This is a genomic window from Mycolicibacter terrae (genome assembly GCF_010727125.1).
In the GTDB taxonomy this organism is placed as follows: Bacteria; Actinomycetota; Actinomycetes; order Mycobacteriales; family Mycobacteriaceae; genus Mycobacterium; species Mycobacterium terrae.
In genome coordinates, this window is the sequence record NZ_AP022564.1 from 1112024 (window position 1) to 1136656 (window position 24633).

Annotated in this window: 22 protein-coding genes; 14 read left to right on the forward strand and 8 right to left on the reverse strand. The window is 66.9% G+C overall.

What is annotated here, in order from left to right; translation table 11 throughout:
• Positions 1 to 109 precede the first annotated feature (109 nt).
• Positions 110 to 2875 carry a preprotein translocase subunit SecA gene (secA, locus tag G6N23_RS05410; RefSeq protein ID WP_085259074.1) on the forward strand — a complete coding sequence of 922 codons (2766 nt, stop codon included), beginning with the start codon at positions 110 to 112 and terminating at the stop codon, positions 2873 to 2875.
• Between the two features lie 25 nt (positions 2876 to 2900).
• On the opposite strand, the gene G6N23_RS05415 is transcribed toward secA, so the two are convergent.
• Positions 2901 to 4025, reverse strand: coding sequence for an acyl-CoA dehydrogenase family protein (locus G6N23_RS05415; protein WP_085259073.1), 1125 nt, complete (start codon positions 4023 to 4025; stop codon positions 2901 to 2903).
• A gap of 129 nt (positions 4026 to 4154) precedes the next feature.
• On the opposite strand from G6N23_RS05415, the gene G6N23_RS05420 reads away from it, so the two are divergent.
• The 12 genes from G6N23_RS05420 (at position 4155) to G6N23_RS05475 (ending at position 16407) form a co-directional block, all read left to right on the forward strand.
• Positions 4155 to 5360: an acyl-CoA dehydrogenase family protein gene (locus tag G6N23_RS05420; RefSeq protein ID WP_085259072.1), complete on the forward strand. Its 1206-nt coding sequence runs from the start codon at positions 4155 to 4157 to the stop codon at positions 5358 to 5360.
• Positions 5360 to 6523: an amidohydrolase family protein gene (locus tag G6N23_RS05425; RefSeq protein WP_085259071.1), complete on the forward strand. Its 1164-nt coding sequence runs from the start codon at positions 5360 to 5362 to the stop codon at positions 6521 to 6523. The genes G6N23_RS05420 and G6N23_RS05425 overlap by 1 nt, the downstream gene beginning before the upstream one ends.
• Positions 6520 to 6840 (forward strand): hypothetical protein, encoded by a 321-nt coding sequence (locus G6N23_RS05430; RefSeq protein WP_085259070.1) that lies wholly within the window; start codon positions 6520 to 6522, stop codon positions 6838 to 6840. The genes G6N23_RS05425 and G6N23_RS05430 overlap by 4 nt, the downstream gene beginning before the upstream one ends.
• Positions 6841 to 6914: 74 nt before the next feature.
• Positions 6915 to 7724, forward strand: a complete 810-nt coding sequence (locus tag G6N23_RS05435) for an MlaE family ABC transporter permease (RefSeq protein ID WP_372508906.1) — start codon at positions 6915 to 6917, stop codon at positions 7722 to 7724.
• Entirely contained in the window at positions 7724 to 8581 is an 858-nt protein-coding gene (locus tag G6N23_RS05440; protein ID WP_085259069.1) for an ABC transporter permease, read from the forward strand. The genes G6N23_RS05435 and G6N23_RS05440 overlap by 1 nt, the downstream gene beginning before the upstream one ends.
• 5 nt (positions 8582 to 8586) lie before the next feature.
• Positions 8587 to 9939, forward strand: coding sequence for an MlaD family protein (locus G6N23_RS05445; RefSeq protein WP_085259139.1), 1353 nt, complete (start codon positions 8587 to 8589; stop codon positions 9937 to 9939).
• Complete coding sequence (locus tag G6N23_RS05450) at positions 9936 to 10976, forward strand: MCE family protein (RefSeq protein WP_308214925.1); 1041 nt, start codon at positions 9936 to 9938, stop codon at positions 10974 to 10976. The genes G6N23_RS05445 and G6N23_RS05450 overlap by 4 nt, the downstream gene beginning before the upstream one ends.
• A gap of 5 nt (positions 10977 to 10981) precedes the next feature.
• Positions 10982 to 12019, forward strand: coding sequence for an MCE family protein (locus G6N23_RS05455; protein ID WP_234808465.1), 1038 nt, complete (start codon positions 10982 to 10984; stop codon positions 12017 to 12019).
• Positions 12016 to 13125 carry an MCE family protein gene (locus tag G6N23_RS05460; protein ID WP_085259068.1) on the forward strand — a complete coding sequence of 370 codons (1110 nt, stop codon included), beginning with the start codon at positions 12016 to 12018 and terminating at the stop codon, positions 13123 to 13125. Before G6N23_RS05455 ends, G6N23_RS05460 begins: the two co-directional genes overlap by 4 nt.
• Positions 13122 to 14330, forward strand: coding sequence for an MCE family protein (locus G6N23_RS05465; protein ID WP_085259067.1), 1209 nt, complete (start codon positions 13122 to 13124; stop codon positions 14328 to 14330). Before G6N23_RS05460 ends, G6N23_RS05465 begins: the two co-directional genes overlap by 4 nt.
• The gene (locus G6N23_RS05470; RefSeq protein WP_234808464.1) at positions 14327 to 15589 is read left to right on the forward strand and encodes an MlaD family protein; all 1263 of its coding nucleotides are present in this window, start codon (positions 14327 to 14329) and stop codon (positions 15587 to 15589) included. The genes G6N23_RS05465 and G6N23_RS05470 overlap by 4 nt, the downstream gene beginning before the upstream one ends.
• Before the next feature lie 83 nt (positions 15590 to 15672).
• On the forward strand, positions 15673 to 16407 hold the full coding sequence (locus tag G6N23_RS05475) for a DUF3298 domain-containing protein (RefSeq protein ID WP_234808463.1): 735 nt from the start codon (positions 15673 to 15675) through the stop codon (positions 16405 to 16407).
• Here the strand turns inward: G6N23_RS05475 and G6N23_RS05480 are convergent.
• Positions 16397 to 16882, reverse strand: a complete 486-nt coding sequence (locus G6N23_RS05480) for a DUF2599 domain-containing protein (RefSeq protein ID WP_085259066.1) — start codon at positions 16880 to 16882, stop codon at positions 16397 to 16399. The genes G6N23_RS05475 and G6N23_RS05480 overlap by 11 nt on opposite strands.
• The gene (locus tag G6N23_RS05485; RefSeq protein ID WP_085259065.1) at positions 16867 to 18339 is read right to left on the reverse strand and encodes an aldehyde dehydrogenase family protein; all 1473 of its coding nucleotides are present in this window, start codon (positions 18337 to 18339) and stop codon (positions 16867 to 16869) included. The genes G6N23_RS05480 and G6N23_RS05485 overlap by 16 nt, the downstream gene beginning before the upstream one ends.
• A 69-nt stretch (positions 18340 to 18408) precedes the next feature.
• On the opposite strand from G6N23_RS05485, the gene G6N23_RS05490 reads away from it, so the two are divergent.
• Positions 18409 to 19206, forward strand: coding sequence for a FadR/GntR family transcriptional regulator (locus G6N23_RS05490; RefSeq protein ID WP_085259064.1), 798 nt, complete (start codon positions 18409 to 18411; stop codon positions 19204 to 19206).
• An 8-nt stretch (positions 19207 to 19214) separates the two neighbouring features.
• Here the strand turns inward: G6N23_RS05490 and G6N23_RS05495 are convergent, their stop codons facing one another.
• The 5 genes from G6N23_RS05495 to G6N23_RS05515 all read right to left on the reverse strand — a co-directional run bounded on the left by G6N23_RS05495 (position 19215) and on the right by G6N23_RS05515 (position 24630).
• Positions 19215 to 20423: a CaiB/BaiF CoA transferase family protein gene (locus G6N23_RS05495; protein WP_085259063.1), complete on the reverse strand. Its 1209-nt coding sequence runs from the start codon at positions 20421 to 20423 to the stop codon at positions 19215 to 19217.
• Between the two features lie 26 nt (positions 20424 to 20449).
• On the reverse strand, positions 20450 to 21541 hold the full coding sequence (locus G6N23_RS05500; RefSeq protein ID WP_085259062.1) for a DUF7064 domain-containing protein: 1092 nt from the start codon (positions 21539 to 21541) through the stop codon (positions 20450 to 20452).
• 72 nt (positions 21542 to 21613) lie between these two features.
• Positions 21614 to 22618 (reverse strand): CaiB/BaiF CoA transferase family protein, encoded by a 1005-nt coding sequence (locus tag G6N23_RS05505; protein ID WP_085259061.1) that lies wholly within the window; start codon positions 22616 to 22618, stop codon positions 21614 to 21616.
• Between the two features lie 3 nt (positions 22619 to 22621).
• Complete coding sequence (locus G6N23_RS05510) at positions 22622 to 23467, reverse strand: acyl-CoA thioesterase (RefSeq protein ID WP_234808462.1); 846 nt, start codon at positions 23465 to 23467, stop codon at positions 22622 to 22624.
• On the reverse strand, positions 23464 to 24630 hold the full coding sequence (locus G6N23_RS05515) for a thiolase family protein (protein WP_085259059.1): 1167 nt from the start codon (positions 24628 to 24630) through the stop codon (positions 23464 to 23466). Before G6N23_RS05515 ends, G6N23_RS05510 begins: the two co-directional genes overlap by 4 nt.
• Positions 24631 to 24633: the final 3 nt, after the last annotated feature.

Genomic DNA, 24633 nt, shown 5'->3' on the forward strand with positions numbered 1-24633 from the left:
ATGCTGTTCGGCCGCGGCAAAGCCGGGCTGCTCGGCGGTGTCGCCTACCATGGGTGACGCTCGTAATGCCGAAGACCGTGATGCCGAAGACTGAGTAGGGGACATAGCCGTGCTGTCCAAGTTGCTGCGTTTTGGTGAAGGCCGCATGGTCAAACGGCTCAGGAAGGTCGCCGACTACGTCGACACCCTCGCCGGGGACACGGAAAGTCTGACCGACGCCGAACTGCGCGCCAAGACCGACGAGTTCCGCTCCCGCCACGCCGACGGCGAATCCCTCGACGACCTGCTGCCCGAGGCGTTCGCGGTGGCCCGCGAGGCGGCCTGGCGGGTGCTGACCCAACGGCCCTTCCACGTGCAGCTGATGGGTGGCGCGGCGCTGCACTACGGCAACGTCGCCGAGATGAAGACCGGTGAGGGCAAGACCCTGACCTGTGTGCTGCCGGCCTATCTCAACGCGATCGCCGGCAAGGGCGTGCACGTCGTCACCGTCAACGACTACCTGGCCAAGCGCGACAGCGAGTGGATGGGGCGCGTGCACCGCTTCCTGGGCCTGGAGGTCGGGGTGATCCTGTCCCAGATGACCCCCGACGAGCGGCGGGTCGCCTACAACGCCGACGTCACCTACGGCACCAACAACGAGTTCGGCTTCGACTACCTGCGTGACAACATGGCGCATTCGCTGGAACAGCTGGTGCAGCGCCCACACCACTACGCCATCGTCGATGAGGTGGACTCCATCCTGATCGACGAGGCGCGCACCCCGCTGATCATCTCCGGGCCGGCCGACGGCAGCTCGAACTGGTACACCGAGTTCGCCCGGATCGTGCCGATGATGGAGAAGGACGTCCACTACGAAGTCGACCTGCGCAAGCGCACCATCGGGGTGCACGAGGCCGGGGTCGAGTTCGTCGAGGACCAGCTCGGCATCGACAACCTCTACGAGGCGGCCAACTCGCCGCTGGTCAGCTACCTCAACAACGCCCTGAAGGCCAAGGAGCTGTTCAACCGCGACAAGGACTACATCGTCCGCAACGGCGAAGTCTTCATCGTCGACGAGTTCACCGGCCGGGTGCTGGTCGGGCGGCGCTACAACGAGGGCATGCACCAGGCCATCGAGGCCAAGGAGCAGGTGGAGATCAAGGCCGAGAACCAGACGCTGGCCACCATCACCCTGCAGAACTACTTCCGGCTCTACGACAAGCTCGCCGGGATGACCGGCACCGCCGAGACCGAAGCCGCCGAACTGCACGAGATCTACAAGCTGGGCGTGGTGGCGATCCCCACCAACATGCCGATGGCCCGCACCGACCAGATCGACCTCATCTACAAGACCGAGGAGGCCAAGTTCGCCGCGGTCGTCGACGACATCACCGAACGCTACGAGAAGGGCCAGCCGGTGCTGATCGGCACCACCAGCGTGGAGCGCTCGGAGTACCTGTCCAAGCAGCTGATCAAGCGGCGCATTCCGCACAACGTCCTCAACGCCAAGCAGCACGAGCGCGAGGCGCACATCATCGCCGAGGCCGGCCGGCGCGGCGCGATCACCGTGGCGACCAACATGGCCGGTCGCGGCACCGACATCGTGCTCGGCGGCAACGTCGACTTCCTGGCCGACCAGAAGCTGCGCAGCCAGGGCCTGGACCCGGTGGAAACCCCCGAGGAGTACGAAGCCGCCTGGGACGAGACGCTGACCGCGATCAAGGCGGAGGCGGCCGCCGAGGCCAAGGAAGTGATCGAGGCCGGTGGTCTCTACGTGCTGGGCACCGAGCGGCACGAGTCGCGGCGCATCGACAACCAGCTGCGCGGCCGATCCGGCCGGCAGGGCGACCCGGGGGAGTCGCGGTTCTACCTGTCGCTGGGCGACGAGCTGATGCGACGGTTCAACGGTGCCGCGCTGGAGTCACTGTTGACCCGGTTGAACCTGCCCGACGATGTGCCGATCGAGGCCAAGATGGTCAACCGGGCGATCAAGAGCGCCCAGACCCAAGTCGAGCAGCAGAACTTCGAGATCCGCAAGAACGTGCTGAAGTACGACGAGGTGATGAACCAGCAGCGCAAGGTGATCTACGCAGAGCGCCGGCGCATCCTCGACGGCGAGAACCTGGCCGAGCAAGCCCACGACATGCTCGTCGACGTGATCACCGCCTACGTCAACGGCGCCACCGGTGAGGGCTACGCCGAGGACTGGGACCTGGAGCAGTTGTGGACCGCGCTGAAGACGCTGTACCCGGTGGGCATCGACTATCACGAGCTGCTGCACGCCGCCGACGTCGGCGAGGCCGACGACCTGACCCGCGAGGAACTGCTGGAGGCGCTGATCGCCGACGCCGAGAACGCCTACGCCGCACGCGAGGCTGAGGTCGACGGCAAGGCGGGTGCCGGGGCCATGCGGGAGCTGGAACGCGGCGTGCTGTTGTCGGTCCTGGACCGCAAGTGGCGCGAACACCTCTACGAGATGGACTACCTCAAGGAGGGCATCGGTCTGCGGGCGATGGCTCAGCGCGACCCACTGGTGGAGTACCAGCGCGAGGGCTTCGACATGTTCAGCGGCATGCTCGAGGGGCTCAAAGAGGAATCGGTGGGCTTCCTGTTCAACGTCGCGGTCGAGGCCGCCCCGGCGCCGTCGGTGGCACCGATGGACGCGCCCGAGGGACTGGCGGAAATGGGATTGCGCGCCAAGGGGATCGACGGCGCCAACGGTGCCGACGGTGCGTCCGGGCTGACCTACACCGGTCCAGACGAGGACGGCTCCGCGCAGGTGCGCCGCACCCGCGACCTGCAGCCGGCGGGTTCTACATCACGGCGTGAGCGCCGCGAGGCGGCTCGCCGCGAAGGCCGCGGGCCCCGGCAGCCCAAGACACCGCGCAAGGCCTGATCCGCCCGCGGTTTCGCGAGGCCCGCTAGGCGTTCGCCGCCTGCAGCGCCCGGCACAGCTGCTCGCGGTGAAAGACCGCGTCGCCGTGCAGCAGGGCGTCGGCCCGGGCGCGCCGCAGGTACAGGTGCAGATCGTGCTCCCAGGTGAACCCGATACCGCCGTGCAGCTGCAGGGCCTCGCCGGCCACCTCGTCGATGGCAGTGGAGACGTAGGCCTTGGCGACGCTGGCGGCGTGCGAGCCGTCGTGGTGCGGGCTGTCGATCGCCAGGGCTGCGAAATACGTTGCGGCCGTGCTGGCCTGCACCCGGATGCGCATATCGGCGCATTTGTGTTTGACGGCCTGGAAACTGCCCACCGGGCGCCCGAACTGGACCCGCTGTTTGACGTAGTCGACGGTCATGTCCTGTAGGCGCATCCCGATGCCGACCATCTCAGCGCAGATCAGCACCGTGCTCAGCTGCGCCGACCGGGCGACGGAATCGGTTGCGGGTCCGGCGCCGGAACACACGGCGGTGGCCGGAACCACCACCTCCTGCAACATCACGTCGCAGTAGCTGCGGGCGACATCGATGGTGTGTTGCCGCCTGATCTGCACGCCGGCGGTGTCCGTCGGCACCAGAAACCGTGCGACGGCACCGTCGAGCACGGCGTCCACCAGCAGCAGGTGCGCCGAATCGGCGTCCTGTACCGACACTTTCGCGCCGTTCAGCACGTAGTCGCCGCCGTGGCGGCGGGCGGTGGTGGTGATGCCCGCCGTCGACCAGGGCTGCCCGTACTCGGCGAAGGCCCATCCCGCGACCAGGGTGCCCTCGGCCATCGCGCGCAGCAGCTTGGACTTCTCGGCGGTGTCCGACCGGGCCACGGCGTCGGCCACCACCACGGTCGGGACGAACGGCGTGGCGGCCAGGCTCCGCCCCAGTTCGACGGCCACCAGGGCCAGGTCGATCGACTGCTGGCCCAGCCCGCCGTCGCTCTCGGGGATGGCCAGCGCCGGCCAGCCCAGTTCGGCGCCGCGACGCCACAGGTCGCCGTCGAACCCGTCGGAGCTGTCGATGAGGCGGCGGGTCGCTTCCGATGTCGCCTTGCCGGTCAGCAGCGACCGGGTCGAGTCGACGAGCCCTGCTTGCTCCTCGGTCAGTTCGAAGTCCATCGGCTGCTCCTTAGCTGAGCGGATGCGCGGGTCGGAAGAGTTGCGAAATCCCACCTCAAGGTACAGGATACTGATTAAGCTAAATCGCGGGAGTGTCAGACGCCAGCGGATGGCAGAGGGAGGGGTGGCGTGCATCTCGGGCAAGACACTGAACTCGAGGCGTTACGCGGCCGTGTCCGGGAGCTGGCAGCCCGCGAGGCGCCGGCGCGACATGGCCGGGCCGGGGTTCGGGCACCCGAAGACCACGAGGTCCCCGCACTGCGCGCCTGGACGGCACGGCTGTTCTCCGAGCAGTTGTTGGGGGTGAACTGGCCGGTCGCCTACGGTGGACTGCCCGATCCGCATCCTCTGCATGAATCGGTGGTCGCCGACGAGTTGGTACGAGTCGGCGCCTCCGGACCGGTCGGCGGCGGATTGCTGGCCGCTGCGGCGATCATCGCCTCGGGCACCGCCGCGCAGCAGGACTTCTTCCTTCCCCGGATCCGATCCGGCGAACACATCTGGTGCCAGCTGTTCAGCGAGCCGGAGGCCGGCAGCGACCTGGCCGGCCTGCGGACTCGTGCGCGCCGCGACGGCGACGAGTTCGTGGTCGACGGCCAGAAGGTCTGGACGACCAACGGCCAGCACGCCGACTGGGGATATCTACTGGCACGAACCGATCCGGATGCACCCAAGCATGCCGGTATCACGGCGTTCGCCCTCGACATGACCACGGCGGGCGTATCGGTGCGGCCGCTGCGGGAGATCACGGGTACGGCCGACTTCAACGAGGTCTTTCTCGACGGTGTCCGCATCCCCGCAGCAAATGTGATCGGCGAGGTCGACCGCGGCTGGGCGGTGACCACTGCCAGCCTGGCCCACGAGCGGTCCAGTGCGGGCAGCGGCGCGGCACTGTTCGGCGCGCTGGACCGAGTGGCGCGCCTGGCCGGCGACGTCGTCCGTGACGGCCGGCCGGCGATCGAGCACGACGACCTCCGCCAGAAGATCGGCGGCTTCGTCGCCGATGTGCACGTCAATGCCCTGGTTTCGGCGTTCGGTGAAAGCCGGGCTCTGCACCGCTCGGGGGACGTCGGCGACGCACCGGTATCCAAAATCCTGTTCAGCGAGGTCAACCTCGCGCTGCACGACTTCGGCATGCAGTTGCAAGGCCACGACGGGGTGCGCGTCGAGGGCGACGACCGCGTATTCGACCAGGGTTGGTGGCAGGACGCATTCCTCTACGGACGGGCGTTCACCATCGCCGGCGGCACCAATGAAGTGCTGCGCAACCTGATCGCCGAACGTGCCCTGGGCCTGCCCCCGGGGATGACACGCCCGCCAATCGGAGGAAAGTGATGCCGCTACAGGACTGGATGAAGATCATCTCGGTCGACGACCACGTGATCGAGCACCCGCGGGTATGGTGCGACCGGTTGCCCGAGCGCCACCGGGAGCAGGGACCGCAGATCATCGAGACCGACACGGGTCAGCACGTCTGGCGTTACGAAGGTCAGCTGTACCCGCAGATCGGGCTCAACGCGGTCGCAGGCAAGCCACCGTCGGAGTACGGCATGGAGCCGGTGCGCTACGACCAGATGATCCCGGGCTGCTACGACCCGGTTGAGCGGGTCAAGGATATGGACATCGACGGCGTCGAGGCCGCGTTGTCGTTCCCGTCGTTTCCCGGCTTCGGCGGTGGCGTGTTCCAACGCGCCCAGGACAAGGATCTGGCGCTGGCATGCGTGCGGGCGTGGAACGACTTTCAGATCGACGAGTGGTGCGCCACCGCGCCGGACCGGTTGATCCCGTTGGGAATTCTGCCGACCTGGGATCCGCACCTGGCCGCCGCCGAAGTCGAGCGGATCGCCGAGCGGGGAACCCGGGCGGTGTCCTTCCCGGACAGTCCGGTGCCGCTGGGGCTGCCGTCTTTTCACCACAAGACGCACTGGGAAGTGCTCTGGGATGCGCTCGAGGCGGCCGACATGCCGCTGTGCCTGCATTTCGGCTCCGGCGGCTACGTGCCCGGCTTCTCGGTGGGCGCACCCCCCAGTGCGGAGGACACCGCGCCGTTCGCGGTGGCCATCGCCACCTTTTCGACGAACCTGATGTGGACCACCGCGGATCTGGTGTTCTCCGGCATGCTGCAACGCCACCCCAAGCTGAAATTCATGCTGTCCGAGGGCGGCATCGGATGGATCCCCTACCTGCTGGAGCGTCTGGACTACACCTGGGAGCGGCACCGCTGGTACCAGAAGATCAGCCGCGACGACCGTCCGTCGGACCTGTTCCGGCGCCACATCTGGGGCTGCTTTATCGACGACGTCCACGGCGTGAACTCGCGAGATCTGATCGGCATCGACCGGATCCTCATCGAGGTCGACTACCCGCACTCCGATTCCAACTGGCCCAACAGCCGCAAGCGGATCGCCGAGAACTTGGTCGAGGTCAGCGACGCCGATGCGCACCGCATCGTGGAACTCAACGCTCGCGAACTGCTGCACTTCGGGGATACACGATGACGGCCGCCGAGCCCGCCGCCACCGGCGCCCAGACGGCCGATCAGCGGCCCGACTCCGACGACTATGACCTGTTGACGTTCGGCGAGGTCGCGGCCCGGCTCTCCGAGGAGTTGGTGAGTGCGGCCGCCGAGCTGGAGCGAGCCCGCAACGGCGACTCCGCGGACCCGGACCGGATCCGGGCCCTGGAGGAACGGATCCAGCTTCTGCAGACCAGCAAAGACCGCTACCGGCGCGAGGAACGGAGCAACGAAACCTTCACGCGCAGGTTCGGTTCCCTGCTCCGACCCTCGGCCGATCCCCGGCCCCGGTGGACCTGATCGATCTCGGCCGCGGAGCACCGGTGGACACTATGACAACGCCGCCTGCGGTAGCAATTTCCCCGCTCGGCAGCATGGCGCAATGGAGTCAGGGTTACGCCCGGCGCCACCCGGGCGCTGCGCTGCGAACGGTCGGTAGTCAGTGCATCTTGGGGGTGCGGGCGCTGCAGTACCTGGTCATCGATATCGCGAAGCGGCGGTTTCCGGTCGGCGAATTCGTCGATCAGGCCGCGTTCATGGCATCCACCGCGGTGCTGCCGACGATGTGCGTGGCGATCCCGATCGGGGTGACCCTGCAGATCCAGTTCGCCCTGCTCGCCGGACAGGTGGGGGCTACGTCGCTGGCGGGTGCCGCCAGCGGTCTCGCGGTCATCAGGCAAGGCGCCCCGCTGGTGGCGGCACTGTTGATGGCCTCTGCGGTGGGTTCGGCGGTCTGCGCCGACCTGGGTTCACGGACCATCCGCGAGGAGGTGGATGCCCTTGAGGTGCTGGGGATCTCGCCGGTGCGCCGGCTGGTGGTACCACGGCTGGCGGCGGCGATCGTGGTCGGTCTCGCGCTGACCGGGCTGGTGTGCTTCATCGGCTTTCTGGCCGGCTATCTGTTCAACACATTCGTGCAAAACGGTGCTCCGGGCAGCTTCGTCACCACTTTCGCGTCATTTGCGACGGTCGGGGACATGATCTTGACCTTGATCAAGGCGGTGGTGTTCGCCGCCATCGTCGTCATCGTTGCCTGTGACAAGGGTTTGACCACCAAGGGTGGGCCGGCCGGTGTGGCCAACTCGGTCAACGCCACCGTGGTCGCCTCCATCCTGTTGCTCATGGTGACCAATGTGGTTTTCACCGAGATGTATGTGCTGCTGTTCCCAAGGGCGTCGCTGTAATGGCGGCGACACCGTACTACCCCAGGGGCGTACTGCCCATTGTGCGGGCCCTGACCTCGATAGGCCGGGCCGGTATGACCTTGGGGCACATGCTGACCTTCTTCGCCCACGCGGCGGCCGGAATACCCGTGACGTTGACTCGCTACCGAACAGCGTTTCTCACCGTCTTGTCCGACGTCACCTGGGGCAACGGCTCCATCGTGGTGGGCGGCGGCACGGCATGGGTGATCATCGTGCTGGGCGCCACCGCTGGGGCGATCGTCGGCATCGAGGGGTATCAAGCACTGCACCTGCTCGGCATGGAGCCCGCTGCGGGCCTGCTGTCCTCAACGGTGTCCACCCGGGAGCTGGCGCCGATCATGGCGGCCTTGGCCTTCGCCGCCCAGGCGGGGTGCCGGTTCACCGCACAGCTGGGTTCGATGCGGATCTCCGAGGAGATCGACGCCATGGAATCTCTTGCGATCCGGCCGATTCCGTATCTGGTCACCACCCGGCTGCTGGCATCGGTGGTGGCGATCATCCCGCTCTACATCTTGTGTCTGGTGATCAACTACGCCGCCGTGCAGACCATCGTCACCGTCGCCGGCGGCTTGTCCGGGGGATCCTTCGAGCACTACTTCCGGCTGGTACTGACCGGTTCGGACATCGTGTACTCGGTCGGCAAGGTCATCGTCTTCATCATCCTCACCTCGACCATCCAGTGCTATTACGGGTATTTCGCCAGCGGCGGCCCCCAAGGCGTCGGGATCGCGGCGGGCCGGGCCATGCGGGCCGCCATCTCGGTGATGATCATCGCGAACCTATTGCTCACCATCGGTCTGTGGGGAATGGGATCGGTTGCAAGGCTGGGTGGTTGATCACCGTGCAGAGAATCGAATCGGCGTCCAAGGCGGTGTCATCGACGCAGCTGCTGTTGCGTGGGCTGGCGTTGCTGATCGGTACCGTGCTGCTGGCGGGCGTAGCGGTCGCCAGATCCGAGGGCGTCTTCTCCGGCCACGTCCAGGTGCTGGCCGTGCTCGACGATGTCGGCGACGGTCTGCCCACCGGTTCCGACGTCAAATTCCGCGGTGCTCTGGTGGGAACGGTCGTTGGCGTGACCCCCGCACTGGACGGTCGTCCGAACCAGATCGCGCTGCGCATGGACCACCACTTCGCGCATGCCATTCCGTCAACAGTGACCGCGCGGGTGGTGCCCAGCAATGTGTTCGCGGTCTCGTCCATTCAGCTGGTGGACAACGGACCGGCACCGGGGCTGCGGCCGGGTTCCCGGATCGTCCAGGACCAGAGCCTGGCCACCGTCCAGTTCCAGACCGCGTTGACCAAGCTGCGCGATGTGATGCGGGCAGCAGGCCGACCCGGGTCCGGCAACGCGCTGGGAGTTCTCGCCGCGGTGGCCGAGGCGACCAGCGGACGCGGCGACACCCTGGCCCGCGCCGGGGGAGGAGCCAACCGTATCGTCAAGGAACTCAACGCGATAATGGCCCCCGGCGACAACCAATCGACGATCGGGGTGCTCTCCGATGCGCTGCAGGGACTACAGTCCTCGTCGCCGGAGCTGCTCGAGGCGGTACATCGGGCGGTGGTGCCGATGCGCACCGTGGCCGAAAAGCGCCGGGAATTGGCGACCTTCCTCTCCGCGGGTCAAACCACGTTCGGCAGCATGGCAGAGGCATTCGAGAACAACACCGACCAGCTGACCGTGATCACCACCCAACTGTCGCCGGTGCTCGGCGTGATAGCCGACGGGGGAGGGGAATTCGCGCCGATGGTCACTCGAATCAACAATGTCGGAAACCGATTCCTGACCGAAGTGTGGAAGCCGGAGCGCAACACCGCGGTGGGCAAGTTCCTGTTGGTGATCACACCGAACCGGATGTACACCCGGCAGGACTGCCCGCGCTACCGCCACATGGCGGGTCCCAGCTGCCAGACCGCGCCGTTGACCGCCGACCCGCCGGCGCTATCGCCGATGCTGGATCCCCGCAACTACCCGCTCCCCGCGGCGGGAGGCCACGCGGGCCCGCTGGCCAGCCCCCAGGAACGCGAGCAGCTGTCCGAGATCCTGGGGCCCGAGGGCAACCCGGCCTTCGAGTTGCTGCTCGGGCCCGTGGCCCGGGGCAACACCGTGCAGGTGGTGCCCCTCCCGCCGGATCCGCCGCCGGCGCCCGGCAGTGCGGACCGGAACCTTACGCTGCCCCCGGGGGTCGGGCCGTGATCGGCTACCGCCGCAGGCTGGTCTGGCTGGGGGCGTTCTTGATGGTCTGCTTCGCGCTGACCTGGACCGTCTTCGTCACCCTGCAACGCAACGTCAGCGGGCCGACCACCCCGTACTCGGCGGAATTCACCGACGTGTCGGGACTCAAAGTCGGCGACGAGGTACGGATGGCCGGGGTGCTGGTCGGCCGGGTCGACAGCATCGCGCTGAACGGCGACCACGCCCGGGTCGGGTTCCGAGTCCAGTCCGATCAGAAGGTGTACGGGAACACCAAGGCGTCGATCGACTACCAGAACATCATCGGTCAGCGCTATCTGGGCCTGTCGCTGGTCGAGTTCGGTGATCCGAAGAAACTGCCGGCCGGCGCGGTGATACCCGTGGAGCGCACCGAACCCTCCTTCGATATCTCCAGGCTGCTCAATGGATTCGAGCCGCTGTTCGCGTTGCTGGATCCCGACCAGGTGAACAACATCACCACCGCGATCGTTCGGGCCATGCAGGGCGACTCCGGCGCCATCACCACCTTGATCTCCGACACCACCACGTTGGCGGACGCCTATTCGGGCACCGACCGGATCCTCGACGGGGTGCTGGACAACCTCAATGCCGTGATGGATTCGCTGGCACAGCGCCGCGACGATTTGGATTCCACCATTGCCTCGGCCAAGACCATGTTCGGTGGGCTGGCCGCGCGCCGAGCGGAGTTCGTCGACTCCCTGGACCAGGCCTCGATCGTGGGGCAGCGGGTGGCCAACGTGATCGCCGACGTCCAACCCGATCTGCAGGAATGGCTGGCGCGAGAGCCGGGATTCGCCAAGCACTTCATGGAGGACAAGCAGGGGTTCGCCTACATGGCATTCAATGTTCCGCTGTTGCTCAAGGGCATGGCCCGGCTCAGCCAGAGCGGCTCCTATCTCGACATCTATGCGTGCAATCTCACGGTCAGTCAGCTTCCGCGCATCGACAGCCTGATCGACGCGATAGTCCGGAATGCTATGCCGGGCAACGCTATCCAGCGCAGTGCGAAATGCCGGTGAGCGCGATGACCAAGCTGAAAGGCCTGCTGAGACGGCCGATCGAATCCCATGCCAAGCTGCGCCTGGGAGTGATCACCGTGCTGGTCATCGGGGTGGTGCTGGGCGGGGCGATCGGACTGGGCCGGCTCGGGGTGGGCAGGATCACCTACGCCGCCGAATTCGCCCAGGCGGCCGGCCTCAGCGCCGGCGATCAGGTCACCGTCGCCGGAGTCCGGGTCGGAGCGGTCAGGGGCATGCGACTCGACGGCGACCGGGTCGTCGTGACGATGGAGATCGAGAAAGGGCTGCATCTCGGATCGGCCACCCGTGCGGCGGTGAAACTGACCACTCTGCTCGGCGCCCGCTACATCGACTTGCGACCCGGCGGATCCCAAGCGCTGACCAACCGGCGAATCCCGCTGTCCAACACCGAAGTCCCCTACGACCTGCAGGACGCGTTGCAGGACGCCACCACCACATTCGAGGCGGTCGACGCCGAGAAAGTGGCGCAGTCTATGACAACGCTGTCGCAGCAGCTGAAAGGGAGCCCGGAAATTCTGCCGCAGGCGCTGGACAACATCTCGCAGCTGTCCGGCGTGATCGCGTCACGGCGCGATGAGATCGGTGCCCTACTGCGCAGCACTCAACGGATAGCCGCATTGCTGGGCGACCAGCAACACAGCCTGGGCCTGTTGATGACTCAGGGGCGCGAAGTCTTGGGAGACCTGGCGGCGCGCAAGGAACTGGTCATCCGGCTCATCGACGCCACTACCAAGCTCGTCAGTCAGTTGCAGCCCGTTCTGATCGGCAGTCGGCCTCAGATCGACGAGCTGCTGGCCAATCTCAACGGGTTGTTGTCCGCGGTCGGCAACAATGATGCGCTGTTGCGCAATACCTTGCAGATCATGCCGATTCCGCTACGGAATTTCACCAATGCCACCGGCAACGGCAACGAGTTCGATTTCACCTCGACCGGCGGCACCATGATCGACAGCTGGATGTGCGCAATCAGTGGGCGAGCGCGGCAGTTCAACCTGCCCGAGTACTTCGAGGACTGTAAATGACCGCCCGGGCGATCGCCAAGATGATCAGCATCGTGGCCCTGGTGCTGGCGGCGTGCAGCTGCTCGGGAGGCCCGCTGCCCGGAGCGGGGCGGAGCATGACCGTCACCGCGCTGTTCGACAATGCCAGCGGACTATACGTTGGCAACGCGGTGGCCGTGCTGGGGATGCCGGTCGGCAAGGTCGAGAAGATCAGCCCCAAGGGGCAGTACGTCGAAGTCATCATGCACATCGACGCGGGCGTCAAGATTCCCGCCGACGCCCAGGCGGTGACGGTGTCGAAATCGATTCTCACCGACCGCCATATCGAGTTCACCCCGGTGTACAGATCCGGGCCGACCCTGGCCGACCACGACACCCTCGGTCTGTTGCGTACCAGAACCCCGGTCGAATTCGACCGGGTATTGGCAATGGTCGACAAGCTGTCCGTGCAGCTGCAGGGCAACGGCGAGGGATCCGGACCCATCGCAGACCTGCTCAGCATCGGTGCGGCGATGACCGACGGGAACGGCGGCAAGATCCGGTCGGCTCTCGGTGAGCTGTCCACCGCTTTGAAGATGAGCCAGGAACGTGGCGCGCCCACCGCTGACGCCATCACGACCATCGTGACCAGCCTCGACAGTTTGACGAAGGCCGCCGCGGACAACGATCAGACCATCCGTGGATTCGGTTCGGCGGTGCGACAACTGAGTTCGGTGGTGGCCAATGAGCGCCTCGGCAGCGGGTCCACCGGCACCCGCATGAACCAGGTCCTCTCCGGCACGGCCGATCTGCTGGAAGCCCACCGCGACACGCTGAAGTCCACCGCGGGCCAAACCCAGACCGTCACCCGGGCGATCGCCGACTACCGGCGCGAAATGGCCGAGGTACTGGACTTGATTCCGCTGCTGGCGGACAACGTCTACAACATGATCGATCCGGTAAAGCAGGCCATCCGGGCCCATCCGCTGCTGGACAAGGTCGAAGTCAACGGACAGGCCACTAAGGAGCTGTGCAACTTGCTGGGGATGCGCCAACTGGGCTGTGCGACCGGGACCATCGAGGACTACGGACCCGATTTCGGATTGACCAGCATGCTGGAGGATCTGGCCGAGTTGGGGAAGCGATGACGACGAGGAGAACCCGCTCGGTGCTTGTCACGGTGCTGGCGCAGGCAATCTCGGTGGCATTGCTGAGTTCCTGCTCGGTGGGGCTGGCCGAGCTTCCGCTGCCGGCGCCGTCACAGGGGAAGCGGACCTACCCGATCAGCGCGGAATTCGTCGATGCACTGAACCTTCCGGGCAAGGCCAAGGTGCGGCTGTCCGGCGCCGACGTCGGCGAGGTGGAGACCATGGCCGTCCGCGACTATACGGCCGTGGTGACCATGCAGATCGCCTCCGATGTTGCGATCCCGCACGGCACCACGGCCGAATTGCGTTCGGCTACGCCGCTGGGCGATGTGTTTGTCGCACTGGCGCCGCCGCCGGGGGCGGCCAGCGGCTCGCCGATGCTCAACCCGGGCGACGTGATTCCGTTGGATGCCACCGCATCGGCGGCCTCGGTCGAGGAGGTGCTCAGTGCGGCGTCCCTGCTCGTCAACGGGGGTGCGGTCCGCAACCTGACCAAGGTGCTCAACGGAATGGGTCGTGCGGTCGGCGGCAAGGGGGAGGATCTGGGCCGGTTCCTCGATGAGTCCACCGACCTGGTTCGCAGCCTGTCCGACCGGTCGCTGGCGATCAAACAGGCGTTGACCCAGACCGGTGATGTGGCCGCCATCCTGTCCGCCCGTCAGCAGTCCATCGACGAGGCGATCGTCGCTGCCGGCCCGGCCCTGGGGACGCTGGCCGGCCAAACCGACAGCGTGGTGGGGCTGGTCGGTGACGTCGATCGAATAATGCTGCAACTGATCAAGTTTCCCTCGGTCCGGGGAGAGAAGTCGCGCAGTATGATGGCCGACCTCAATCGATTGTCGGACGGGCTCAATGCCGCCTCGACGGCGCCGGACGCGTCCTTGGCTTCGTTCAACCAGCTGTTCGGGCCGGTGTTGAAGCTGACCAACGGAAGCTCGGCCCACGTCGACATCGATCTGGCGGACATGGCCGTCGGAGCATTCGCAGACCTGCACCATCCCGGTGACCTCGGCAGCCATGGACCCACCAGGGAGGACTTCCGTAACATGGTGGGCAGCATCACTTATCAGCTGCTCCAGGTGCGCAACAAGTTCTGGGGCCCACCGACCCCGCCGCCGGGCACGGTACCCCCGCCGAACCTGGTGGGCCCGGCGCCGGGTTCGCTGACACCGGTGCCGCCGCCCCCGGGAGGGGGTACACCGTGACCAGCGTGTTCGGTTGGCTCACCCGCCAGTTCGAGTATCTGCGGGACAGGCGCCTGGGCTTGTCTGCCTGCGGACTTGCGGTGATGCTCGTCGCGGGGGTCACCTACCTGATTTTCGGTACGCTGCGGTTCGACCCGACCACCTCCGACAAACTCGTACGGGTGCACCTCGCCGAAACGGGCGGCCTACTGGCGGGGCAGGATGTCACCCTGCGTGGCGTGCCGGTCGGAAGAGTCCGTTCGATCGACTTGTCTGCCGACGGCACGGTGGCCGTCGCCGCGATCCGTCCCGATGCGCAGATCCCCGCCGACAGTGAGGTACGGGTGTCGGCCCTGTCGCCGGCCGGCGAGCAGTATCTAGACTTCCGGGCCGGTCGCAACGACGGACCCTACCTGACCGATGGCGCCGAAATCGATTCCAGCAGAACGCGAACGCCGGTCACGTTGGCGACGATGCTAGGCGACATGGATGGCACGCTGCGCCAGGTGGACCCGGACAAGCTCAGCGCCGTTCTCGGCGAGCTGCGGGTAGGGCCGCAGGGGCCACAGAAACTTGCGGCCATCCTCGACGGCGGTGCCTTCCTGGTCTCGACACTGGATTCCGTGCTGCCGCACACGGTCAGCCTGCTCAACACCAGCAAGGTGGTGCTCTCGACCGTGCGCGACGTGAGCCCCGGTATGGAAGTGACGTCGTCCGACATGTCGTCGATCCTGAGCGGCGTGCAGAGAATGGACGCCGGTTACCGCACGCTGCTGGATCGAGGACCCGCTGCCATGGGGGGGATCGACACACTGATCGACGACAACTCGCCGACCATGGTCCAGTTGCTCGGCAACCTGGCCACCATCTCCCAGCTGACCTACTTGAGAGTTCCGGCCCTGGAGGAGTTCTTCTTCCCCGAGTATCGCGCCGGATCCGCACTCGACGCCGCCGCGAGCACCTTTCGTGACGGCGGTGTGTGGGGCGCGGTCAGTCTCTACCAACGGTATTCGTGTGATAACAACGTGCCGCACACTCCGCCGGCGCTGGCTGACCATCCCGAACCGTACTTGTACACCTACTGTTCCAATCCCGACCCGAAGTACCTGGTGCGAGGCGCCCGCAATGCGCCACGTCCCCCCGACGACGACACCGCGGGGCCGCCGCCCGGTGCGGATCCACTGCGCCGCGCCGATCCGACTCCGCGGGGGCCGCTGAGCATTTTGCTGCCCTATGGGGGTCCGGATCTGCCGCTGCCGCCACCGCCGAGCGGTCCTTAGATGTTTGCGACCGCTGTCGCAGGGGTGACATCGGAGGCCGCCGACACCGGCAAGGTCGAACGGCCACGAGGGGAGGACCCGCGGTGAAGGACGGATTTCTCGGGTGGCTGGCTGCGGCCTGCGCCGCTCTGGTACTGGGAGCGACCTGCATGGCGCCGGTATCCACCGCCGACACCGTGTCCAATGGAGTGGCCTATGCCGTCGTGCCCGATCTGGTGGGCGGCAGCAGTCCGAACGGGCTGGGTGAATGGACAGTGGATTACCAGAAGCTGGCCGGGGGCGATCCGGCGGTCGCCGATGCGGTCAATCGGATTCTCGATGACGAGGCCAACGGCCAGGTGTGGCTGTATGCGGCCAGTGCCAGCAAGACCTCACCGTGGACGTTTCACACGCGCGGGACGCTGTTGTTTCGGCCGATGACCGTCTCTGCGCTGTTCACCGGGCAGTACAACGCCGTCGACCTTCCCAACATGCCGGTCGACGCGGTGGCCACCCGGGTGTTCGATTCCCGCAGCGGCATTCAGATCGTCTGGGACAACCTGTTCGTCGACAAGCAGGCGGGTCTGGCCAGGTTGTCGGACCTGACCGCGAAGATTCTCCCGGCGACCTATCCGACACCGCCGCTGGGCGGGTGGGCGGAGTACGGGGCGTCGCTGGCACCGCTGGAGCGCAACTACAAGTTCTGGATCCCCACCGACGGCGGCATCGAATTGCACTTCACCGACCGGCAATTCGGTCGCGGGCTGCGCGTCATCACCATCCCGTGGTCGGCGGTGAGCGATCTGATCGCCCCCGCGTTCGCCGCGATCACCAGTTGAACACGTCGTCCGGGCCGCCCGGGTTGCACCCGGAGTTCAGCATGATCGAGTTGGAGACCACCGGTCGCCACGGCTCGAGGTTCCAGGTGCCGACCTTGCCGGGATTGGTGAACGTGGCCGACTGCCAGTAGCAGAAGAACTGATTCTGCATGGTCAAGGTGTTGGCGTCGGGCGCGTTCTCCAACAATTCGGCCCAGGCGTCGTAACTCTGGGCGCCATTGGTGAACATGCCGGCGGCCCACCACCCCCACGGGGTCGGATAGATACGAAGTGTCGCCCGGTCGCCGTGATACTCCCACACGGTGTGGTCGATGTACTGCGGGGCATCGGGAGGCCTGGCGTGAACCGGGGCCGCAGCGAGCATCCCGATGGCGAGCGGCACCGTCGACAGTGCCGTCGCTAGGCACCGGCCGTGCCCAGCGGCGCGCCGGTGGACCACGACCGCGCGCAGTCGAACCGCTAACCGATCGGCCATTGAAGAGCCTTGTGCTGCAGGTACTCCGAGAGGCCGTGTCCACCGAACTCGCGGCCGATGCCGCTGTACTTGTAACCGCCGAAAGGCGAGTTCGGGTTGAGGCCGCCGCCGCCGCCGTTGATGACGACCATCCCGGTCCGCAGCCGGCGTGCAACGCCGACGGCGCGGACCGGGTCGGCGGACCACACCCCGCCCGACAGGCCGAACCGACTGTCGTTGGCGATCCGTACCGCCTCGTCGTCGTCGCGGAACGGGATCACCACACCGACCGGGCCGAAAAATTCCTCCTGGGCGATCCGCATGCCGTTGTCGACGCCGACGAACAAGGTCGGCTCGAGAAAGTATCCGCGGTCCAGGTGCGCGGGACGGCCGCCGCCGTAGGCGATCTGGGCACCCTCCTGAACCCCGGTGGCGATCAGTTCCTCGACACGGCGGCGCTGAACGTCACGGATCAGCGGGCCCATCAAATTGGCCGGATCGGCGGGATCGCCGACGCTGATGAAGCCGAGCCCGCCCACGATGCGTGCGACCAGCTCGTCGTGCAGTGACTGGTGCACCAGGATCCGGGTCTGCAGCGCGCAGCCCTGTCCCGCGTGGGTGATGAACCCGCCGAGGACGCTCTCCATCACCTTGTCCAGGTCGGTGTCGTCGAGAATGATGTTGGCCGACTTGCCGCCCAGCTCCAGTACCACCTTCTTGACGGTCTCCGCCCCCTGCGCGTAGACCTTGCGCCCCACCGTGTCCGAACCGGTGAAGCTGAGGATGTCGACCCCCGGATGCCGCGTCAGCGCCTCGCCTGCGGCCACATCACCGGTGACGATATTCACTGTGCCCGGGGGTAACCCGGCGGCATCGGCGATCTCACCGAGAATCAGCGCCTCCAACGGGGTGTAGGGCGAGCACTTCAGCACCGCCGTGCAGCCGGCGGCCAGGGCCGGGCCCAGCTTGGCGAGGTTCAGCAGGAAGGGGAAGTTGAACGCGGTGATGAGACCGGCCACTCCGTAGGGTTCGCGGACCACCACGCCCTGACCGATGCCATGCCCGATGATGGGGCGCACCGGCTCTTCGAAGGTGAACTGCGGCAGCACCCGGGTGGCCAGGTCGCTGAAGTGGTCGATCGGCGTGCCGACCTGAAGGTACTCCGAGATGAGACGGGTGCACCCGGCTTCGGTGATGTTCAGCTCGACGAGTTCGGCTCGCCGGCGCTGCAGCTCGTCGGCCATCTTGGCAAGGATGCGGGCGCGTTCGGTGGGCGTCATTGCCGGCCAGGGACCTTCGTCAAACGCTCGGCGGGCGGCACCCACCGCGGCGTCGATGTCCTCGACGGTCGCCTGGGGGACTTCGGCGATGGCTTCTTCGGTCGCCGGGTTGAGCACCGTGATGGGGTCGTCGCCGGTGCCGTCGGTCCACCCGCCGTCGATGTAGAGCCCGCGGGTTGCCAGTGGTGTCGATGTCATCGGTGCTCCTTGTTCAGCGATTGAGTAAAATCATTTAGATATAACGGCTGATGGGTGGGCGGTGGCGCAATGGTTGCAGGTATCGGTGCGAACGGCGAGGCGAAGAAGCTGGTGCGGGTTCCCAAAACCGCCGAGCTCATCGCCGACGAACTGCGCAGCCGGATCGTTCGTGGTGTCCTGAAAAAAGGCGACGCGCTGCCTACCGAGGTCGAATTGGTCAAGCAGTTCGGGGTTTCTCGGCCGACCCTGCGCGAAGCGTTCCGCATCCTGGAGAGCGAATCGTTGATCGTGGTGCGGCGCGGATCGCGCGGCGGCGTCCTGGTGTCCTCGCCGGACATCTCGGTGGCGGCGCGCGATTTCGGTCTGCTGCTGCAGATGTCAGGCACCACGCTGGCCGATGTGTACGACGCGCGGAAAGTGCTCGAACCGGCGGCGGTGGAAATGCTCGCCGCCCGTGCGACCCCGGCTGACGTGAACGATCTGCGGACAGCCGCCGGAGCGCTGGCGGTGCTGGTCAACGACGGGGTGGAACAGGCCGACTTCAATGAGTGGTCGGCGGCCGCATTCCGGTTTCACGACCTCATCCTGGAGCGGTCCGGAAACACCACGCTGGCGTTGTTCGGTGCGGTGCTGCGCGAGGTGATCACCCGCCACATGGCGCGTGCGGTGACGACGTCGACCGACGCCGCTGAGATCGAAAAGCAGTTCAAGCAGACGATTCGGGTGTTCACCAAGTTGACCAATCTGATCGAGGCCGGCGAGGCCGCCCAGGCGCGGACGTTCTGGAGCGCTCATATGGACCGCGCCGGCCGCAAGATGCTGTGGGGCGACCTCGCCCGGGAGACGGTGATCGACCTCTTTGTCTGACATGGCCGTCAACCCAGCGCTCCGCCGTCGCGGAGGTCGCTGATCTCATCCCAGTCCATGCCGAATTCGAGCAGCACTTCCTCAGTGTGCTGGCCGATTTCGGGTGCCGGGCCGGCCGGCGCCGTCGGCACACCGTCGAATTGATAGGGCGGGGCTACCACGCGGAAGGGGCGACCGTCGGCGCCGGTGATCTCCGGCAGGTACCCGTTGTCGGCGACTTGCTCGCTCTGGCAGACCTCCTCGAAGGTCGCTGCCGCTGACCATACCCCGGAGAAGCCGGCGAGCACGCCTCGCCATTCGGCGAGCGGTCGGGCGAAAAAGGCGCGATCCAGCTCGGCGATGCATGCCACCCGATTGGCGAACCGGGCAGGGGTGTCACGGAATCGGGGATCGACAGCCAGTTCCGGCCGGTTCAGCAGTTCGCACAGCTCGGGCCAGAACCGGTCCGCCTGCAGGCACACCAGGTTGATCCACCGGTCGTCTTGAGTGCGATAGGTGTTCACTATCGGGTTGGGTGCGTCACGCCGGTTCGGCCGGGGCAGCTCGCCCGACCCGGCGGCGCTAGCTGTCAGATCGGGGCTCATGGTCCACATTCCGGTGGCAAGCAACGAGACGTCGACGGTTCCGCCTGTTCCGGTGCGTTCGCGGCGGAACAGGGCCATCGCGACCGCCCCGGCGATCGCGCTGGATCCCTGCAGATCGAAGAACGCGGCCGGTTGCGGGACCGGCTCGTCGGCGCCGGGCGGGGTGAGCTTGTACTGGATCCCGGCGGCCGACCACGCTGCGGCGGAATCGAATCCACCGGTGTCAGCCAGCGGACCGCCGCTGCCCCAACCGGATCCGCAGACATAGATCAGCCGGGGGTTGAGCGGACGCAGATCCGCGATGTCGATACCGAGTTTGGCGCGAACCTTGGGCAGATAGCTGGTGAGCAGCACGTCGGAGGATTTGGTCAGCCGCCGCAGTATGGCCAGCCCCGCCGGGGCGCTGAGGTCGAGTGTGATGCTGCGCTTGCCGCGATTGGGCACCTGCAGGAATGGGTTCGGGGCGGACTCGTCGGCGTTGAGTCCGTTGCGCAGTCCACGTTGTGGATCGCCGGTGGGCGGCTCGACCTTGATCACGTCGGCACCCAGGTCGGCCATGATGGCACCCGCGCCCGGCACGAATGTCCACGAGGCGACCTCGATGACGCGAACACCGTCGAATGGTCCAGTCACGTGCCTCTCCTGGGGATCTCAGACCCTCAGCGCACAGCGTGCAGCGCTGCGAGCATTCGGGCGAAATGTTTGGGGTTCCAGATGTCCTGGTCTTCCCCCCAGCCGATCCGGCCGTCGAACTCCCAGCGCATCAGCGCTGTGCTGCCGCCGCCGCGCTCACAGATGTGACTGACCGAGAAACCCTCGGCGGTCATGGTGCGACCTGCCGTATCGGTGAGCTGTACGTCCATCTGCGCGCTCCAGCCGGTGACCGGATCCCGGTAGTTCCTCATCCGGCTGGCGGTCTTGTCGAGCAATTCGAACCGTCCATCCCGCAGCAACCACCCGTGGTTGAGCGGTGACCAGCCGGCGGCGTCGCCGTCCGGGACCCGGACGAACGCCAGGAAGCCGGTCTGGTCATCGGCATGGCCGAAGATGTATTGGATACGGCCCCGCCCTTTTTCCCGCTCGATCTGACGCCACATCGGCCCTCCGGGATCACGCACCCGGCTGGTGTCGCCGGAAGCATTGGCCGGTCTGGCCCGTGGTGGCCCGCCGCGCGGCGCCCACGAGCGGTCGCGGACCGAGTAACAGTCGATTGCCACTGGCTCGCCGCCCAGGACAAGCTCGCCGGTGACGTGGCCGACCTGGTCGAAGTGGGTGTGTTCCATGAACGGTGGCTCGCCCGGAGTGCAACGCCGCGGATCGTGGATGCCTTCGAAGGTCAGGGTGACCGCGAAATCAGCCGTCGGATCGGCGTATTCGATCCGGTAGTCGCGCATCGGGCGCAGCACCCGGACGCTGAAACCGCCGTCGGGAATGGTGATGTCGCGGAGGTCGGGAGCCGGATCGCTCATCGGTACCTCGGTGGCCATCCGGAAGTAACGCAGGTCCTCGGGGCGCGCACCGGTGGGATCCCACACGTACACCCGCCAGGTCACGGTGCCGCGGTTGGTGTTGAACGTCGCGTGCAGCCAGCCCCCGAGTGCGCGCTCGGGGATGTTGAAGGACCACCAGGTCGTCTCGGCCCAATACGGGTCGGCGTCGGGCGGGTCGTGGAAGTTGTCATCAGCCGGCAGAAACGGACTGTCCACGGTGACATCCGCTGTCATGGCCGGAGCGCTCGGGCTACGTCCCATCGCATGATCGTATCCTAAAGGATACTGATTTAGGGATTCAATTGGGGAGTTGTCGGAACAGGACGGGCGCGGTCATCCGGTGATGCGTGGCGTCGGCGCGGGAAACAGCCGGCCGTCCGATTCGATGAGCGAGCCCCGCGCGCGGATGTGCGGGTGCCCGGCGGCCTCGGCGAACGTGAGGACCGGGGCGACGCAGGCGTTGGTACCGGCGAAGACCAGGGTCCACTGGTCGCGGGTGCGTTGCCGGAACCTGTCCGCGATCAGAGTGCGCAGCCGAGGCCACTGTGCTCGATCATCCTGGGGTGGCGCGTCGTCGATTGCCAGCAGCCGCAAGAGTTCCGAGAAGAACTGCGGTTCGATCGCCCCGACGGCCATCCACAGCTCGTCGGCCGTCTGATACACGTCGTAGTACGGCGCACCGGTGTCGAGCAGGTTGGACCCGCGGTCGTCGGACCATTTGCCTTCGTTGCGCAGCCCCAGGATGAATCCCGCCAGGGACAGCGTGCCGTCGGTGATCGAGGCGTCGATCACCGAGCCGGCGCCGGTCCGATCCCGCTGGTGCAGCGCGGCCAGCATCCCTGTGAGCAGGAACATGGTGCCGGCGCCGAAATCGCCCACCAGGTTCAGCGGCGGTTGTGGCGGGCCGCCGGCGCGTCCGATGGAGTGCAGCACCCCGGTGATGGCGATGTAGTTGATGTCGTGGCCGGCGGTGGCCGCCAGGGGCCCGTCCTGGCCCCACCCGGTGATCCGTCCGTAGATGAGACCGGGATTGCGCCCCAGGCACACGTCCGGTCCGATCCCGAGCCGTTCGGCGACACCGGGCCGGTATGGCTCGATGAGCAGATCGGCGTCGTCGATCAGAGCCAGTACGGCCTCGCGTCCCTCGGTGGTCTTGAGATCGGCCACGACCGACCGCCGGCCGCGCCCGACGACCGAATCGGCGCGGCGCGGGGCCTCACCGGGCCGGGTGACCAGGACGACGTCGGCGCCCAGCTCGGCCAGTAGCATCCCGCAGTACCGGCTGGGGCCGATACCCGAGAGTTCCACGGTGCGAATGCCTTTCAGTGGCGCTTCCATGATTCAACGCTGATCGGAGGCGTCGTGGGGGACGTCGAACAACGACTCCTGGGTCAGGCTGGCCAGCAGCGCACCACCTTCGTCGAAGATATGCCCGGAATAGATGCCACGGCCCCCGGAGGTGCCGAGCGGGTTGAGGTCCACCAATAACCAGTCATTCGGATTTCCGGCGCGGTGCAGCCACACCGCATGGTCGAGGCTGGGCATCAGTCCGGCCTTTTCCACCTGTGGGGCCCGGGACAGCCCGGTGCACAGATCCGACAGGAACACCACGCCGCAGGCGCGCACGTTGGGGTCCTCCGGCAACGTGTTGCGGATCCGCAGCCACAGCCGGGCCGGCCAGCGGTACCACGGATCGGGATCCTGCGGGACCCGGGCTTCCAGGTCGAAGGTGCGCGAGGCGTTCAACTGATACGTCGTGAGCTCACCGGGGGGCTGAACCTTCGGCAGCTGTACCGCTTGGAATTCGGCGCCCTGCTTCGGACGGGCGAACGAACACGCCAGCGACAGGATCACCGCATCGTCCTGTAGCGCCGATACCCGGCGACCGGAGTATCGGCCTCCGTCGCGGTCGCGTTCGACCCGCAGTTCGATCGGCCGGCTGGCGTCGCCGGCCCGCAGGAAGTAGGCGTGCATCGAGTGAGCAACCCGGCCGTCTGCCACGGTGAGGCTTGCCGCCCGCAGCGCTTGGGCGGCGACTTGCCCGCCGTAGATGGTGCGGCGTCCGGTGCTGCTGACCGGTTCCGCGGAAAAGCGGTCGTGCGGAAGGGGTTTCAGCTGCAGCACCTCATTGACGGTGGTGGGCATGGTTTGGCTGGCGTCGAATACCTCGCGTGATTGGAGACTCACAGCAGTTCGAGTATCGTCGCGTTGGCCATTCCGCCGCCCTCACACATCGTCTGCAGCCCGAATCTGGTTCCGTCGCGGCGCATCCGGTGCACCATCGTGGTCATCAGCCGGGCCCCGGAGCAGCCCAGCGGGTGCCCCAGCGCGATCGCGCCGCCGTCGGGGTTGGTCAGCTTCTCGGCCGCGCCGGTCTCGGTCAACCATGCCAGCACCACCGACGCGAAAGCCTCGTTGACCTCGAAGGTGCCGATGTCGGAAAGTGAAAGGCCGCTACGCGCCAGCGCTTTGGCGGTTGCCGGGATCGGGGCCGTGAGCATCGACACCGGATCGTCACCGGCGACCACCGCGGTGTGGATGCGCGCCCAGGGTCGCAGGCCCAGCTGCCGGGCCTTCTCGGAGGTGGTCAGCAGCAGCGCTGCCGCGCCGTCGCTGATCTGAGACGACGTTCCCGCGGTGATGACGCCGTCGGGGCGAAACGCCGGTTTCAGGGTGCCGAGTTTGGCCACGCTGGTGTCGCGGCGCACCCCACCGTCGGTGTCGGCCCGGCTCCCGTCCGGCAGCACGACCGGAACGATCTCGTCGGTGAAGGCCCCGTCGTCGATGGCCTGGGCGGCCCGGCGGTGACTCTCGGCCCCGAATTCATCGAGGCGGCCTCGGGCCAACGACCACCGCTGCGCGATCATCTCGGCGCCGAGACCCTGGTGGAACTGATCGACGCGATAGCGTTTGCGCTCCGACTCGGTCATCGGGTCACCGACATCGACGCCGCGCGACGCCCCCATCGGCACCCGGCTCATCATCTCTACGCCGCCGGCCACCGCCATGTCGTACTGGCCTGATATGAGCCCGGCCGCGGCGAAGTGCACGGCCTGTTGGGACGACCCGCACTGGCGGTCGACCGTGGTGGCCGGAACCGCCTCGGGCCAGCCGGCCGCCAGCACGGCGTGCCGGCCGATGTTGCCGGTCTGTTCGCCGACCTGGCCGACGCAGCCCCAGATGACGTCGTCGACGAGTGCGGGATCGAGGCCGGTGCGGTCGGCCAACGCGCGCAGTACATGGGCGGACAGTTCACCAGCGGCTATGGCCGCCAGCGCCCCGTTGCGGCGGCCGATCGGTGACCGCACCGCGCCGACGATGACCGCGTCCCGGGCTGCTGTTGAGTCCATCAC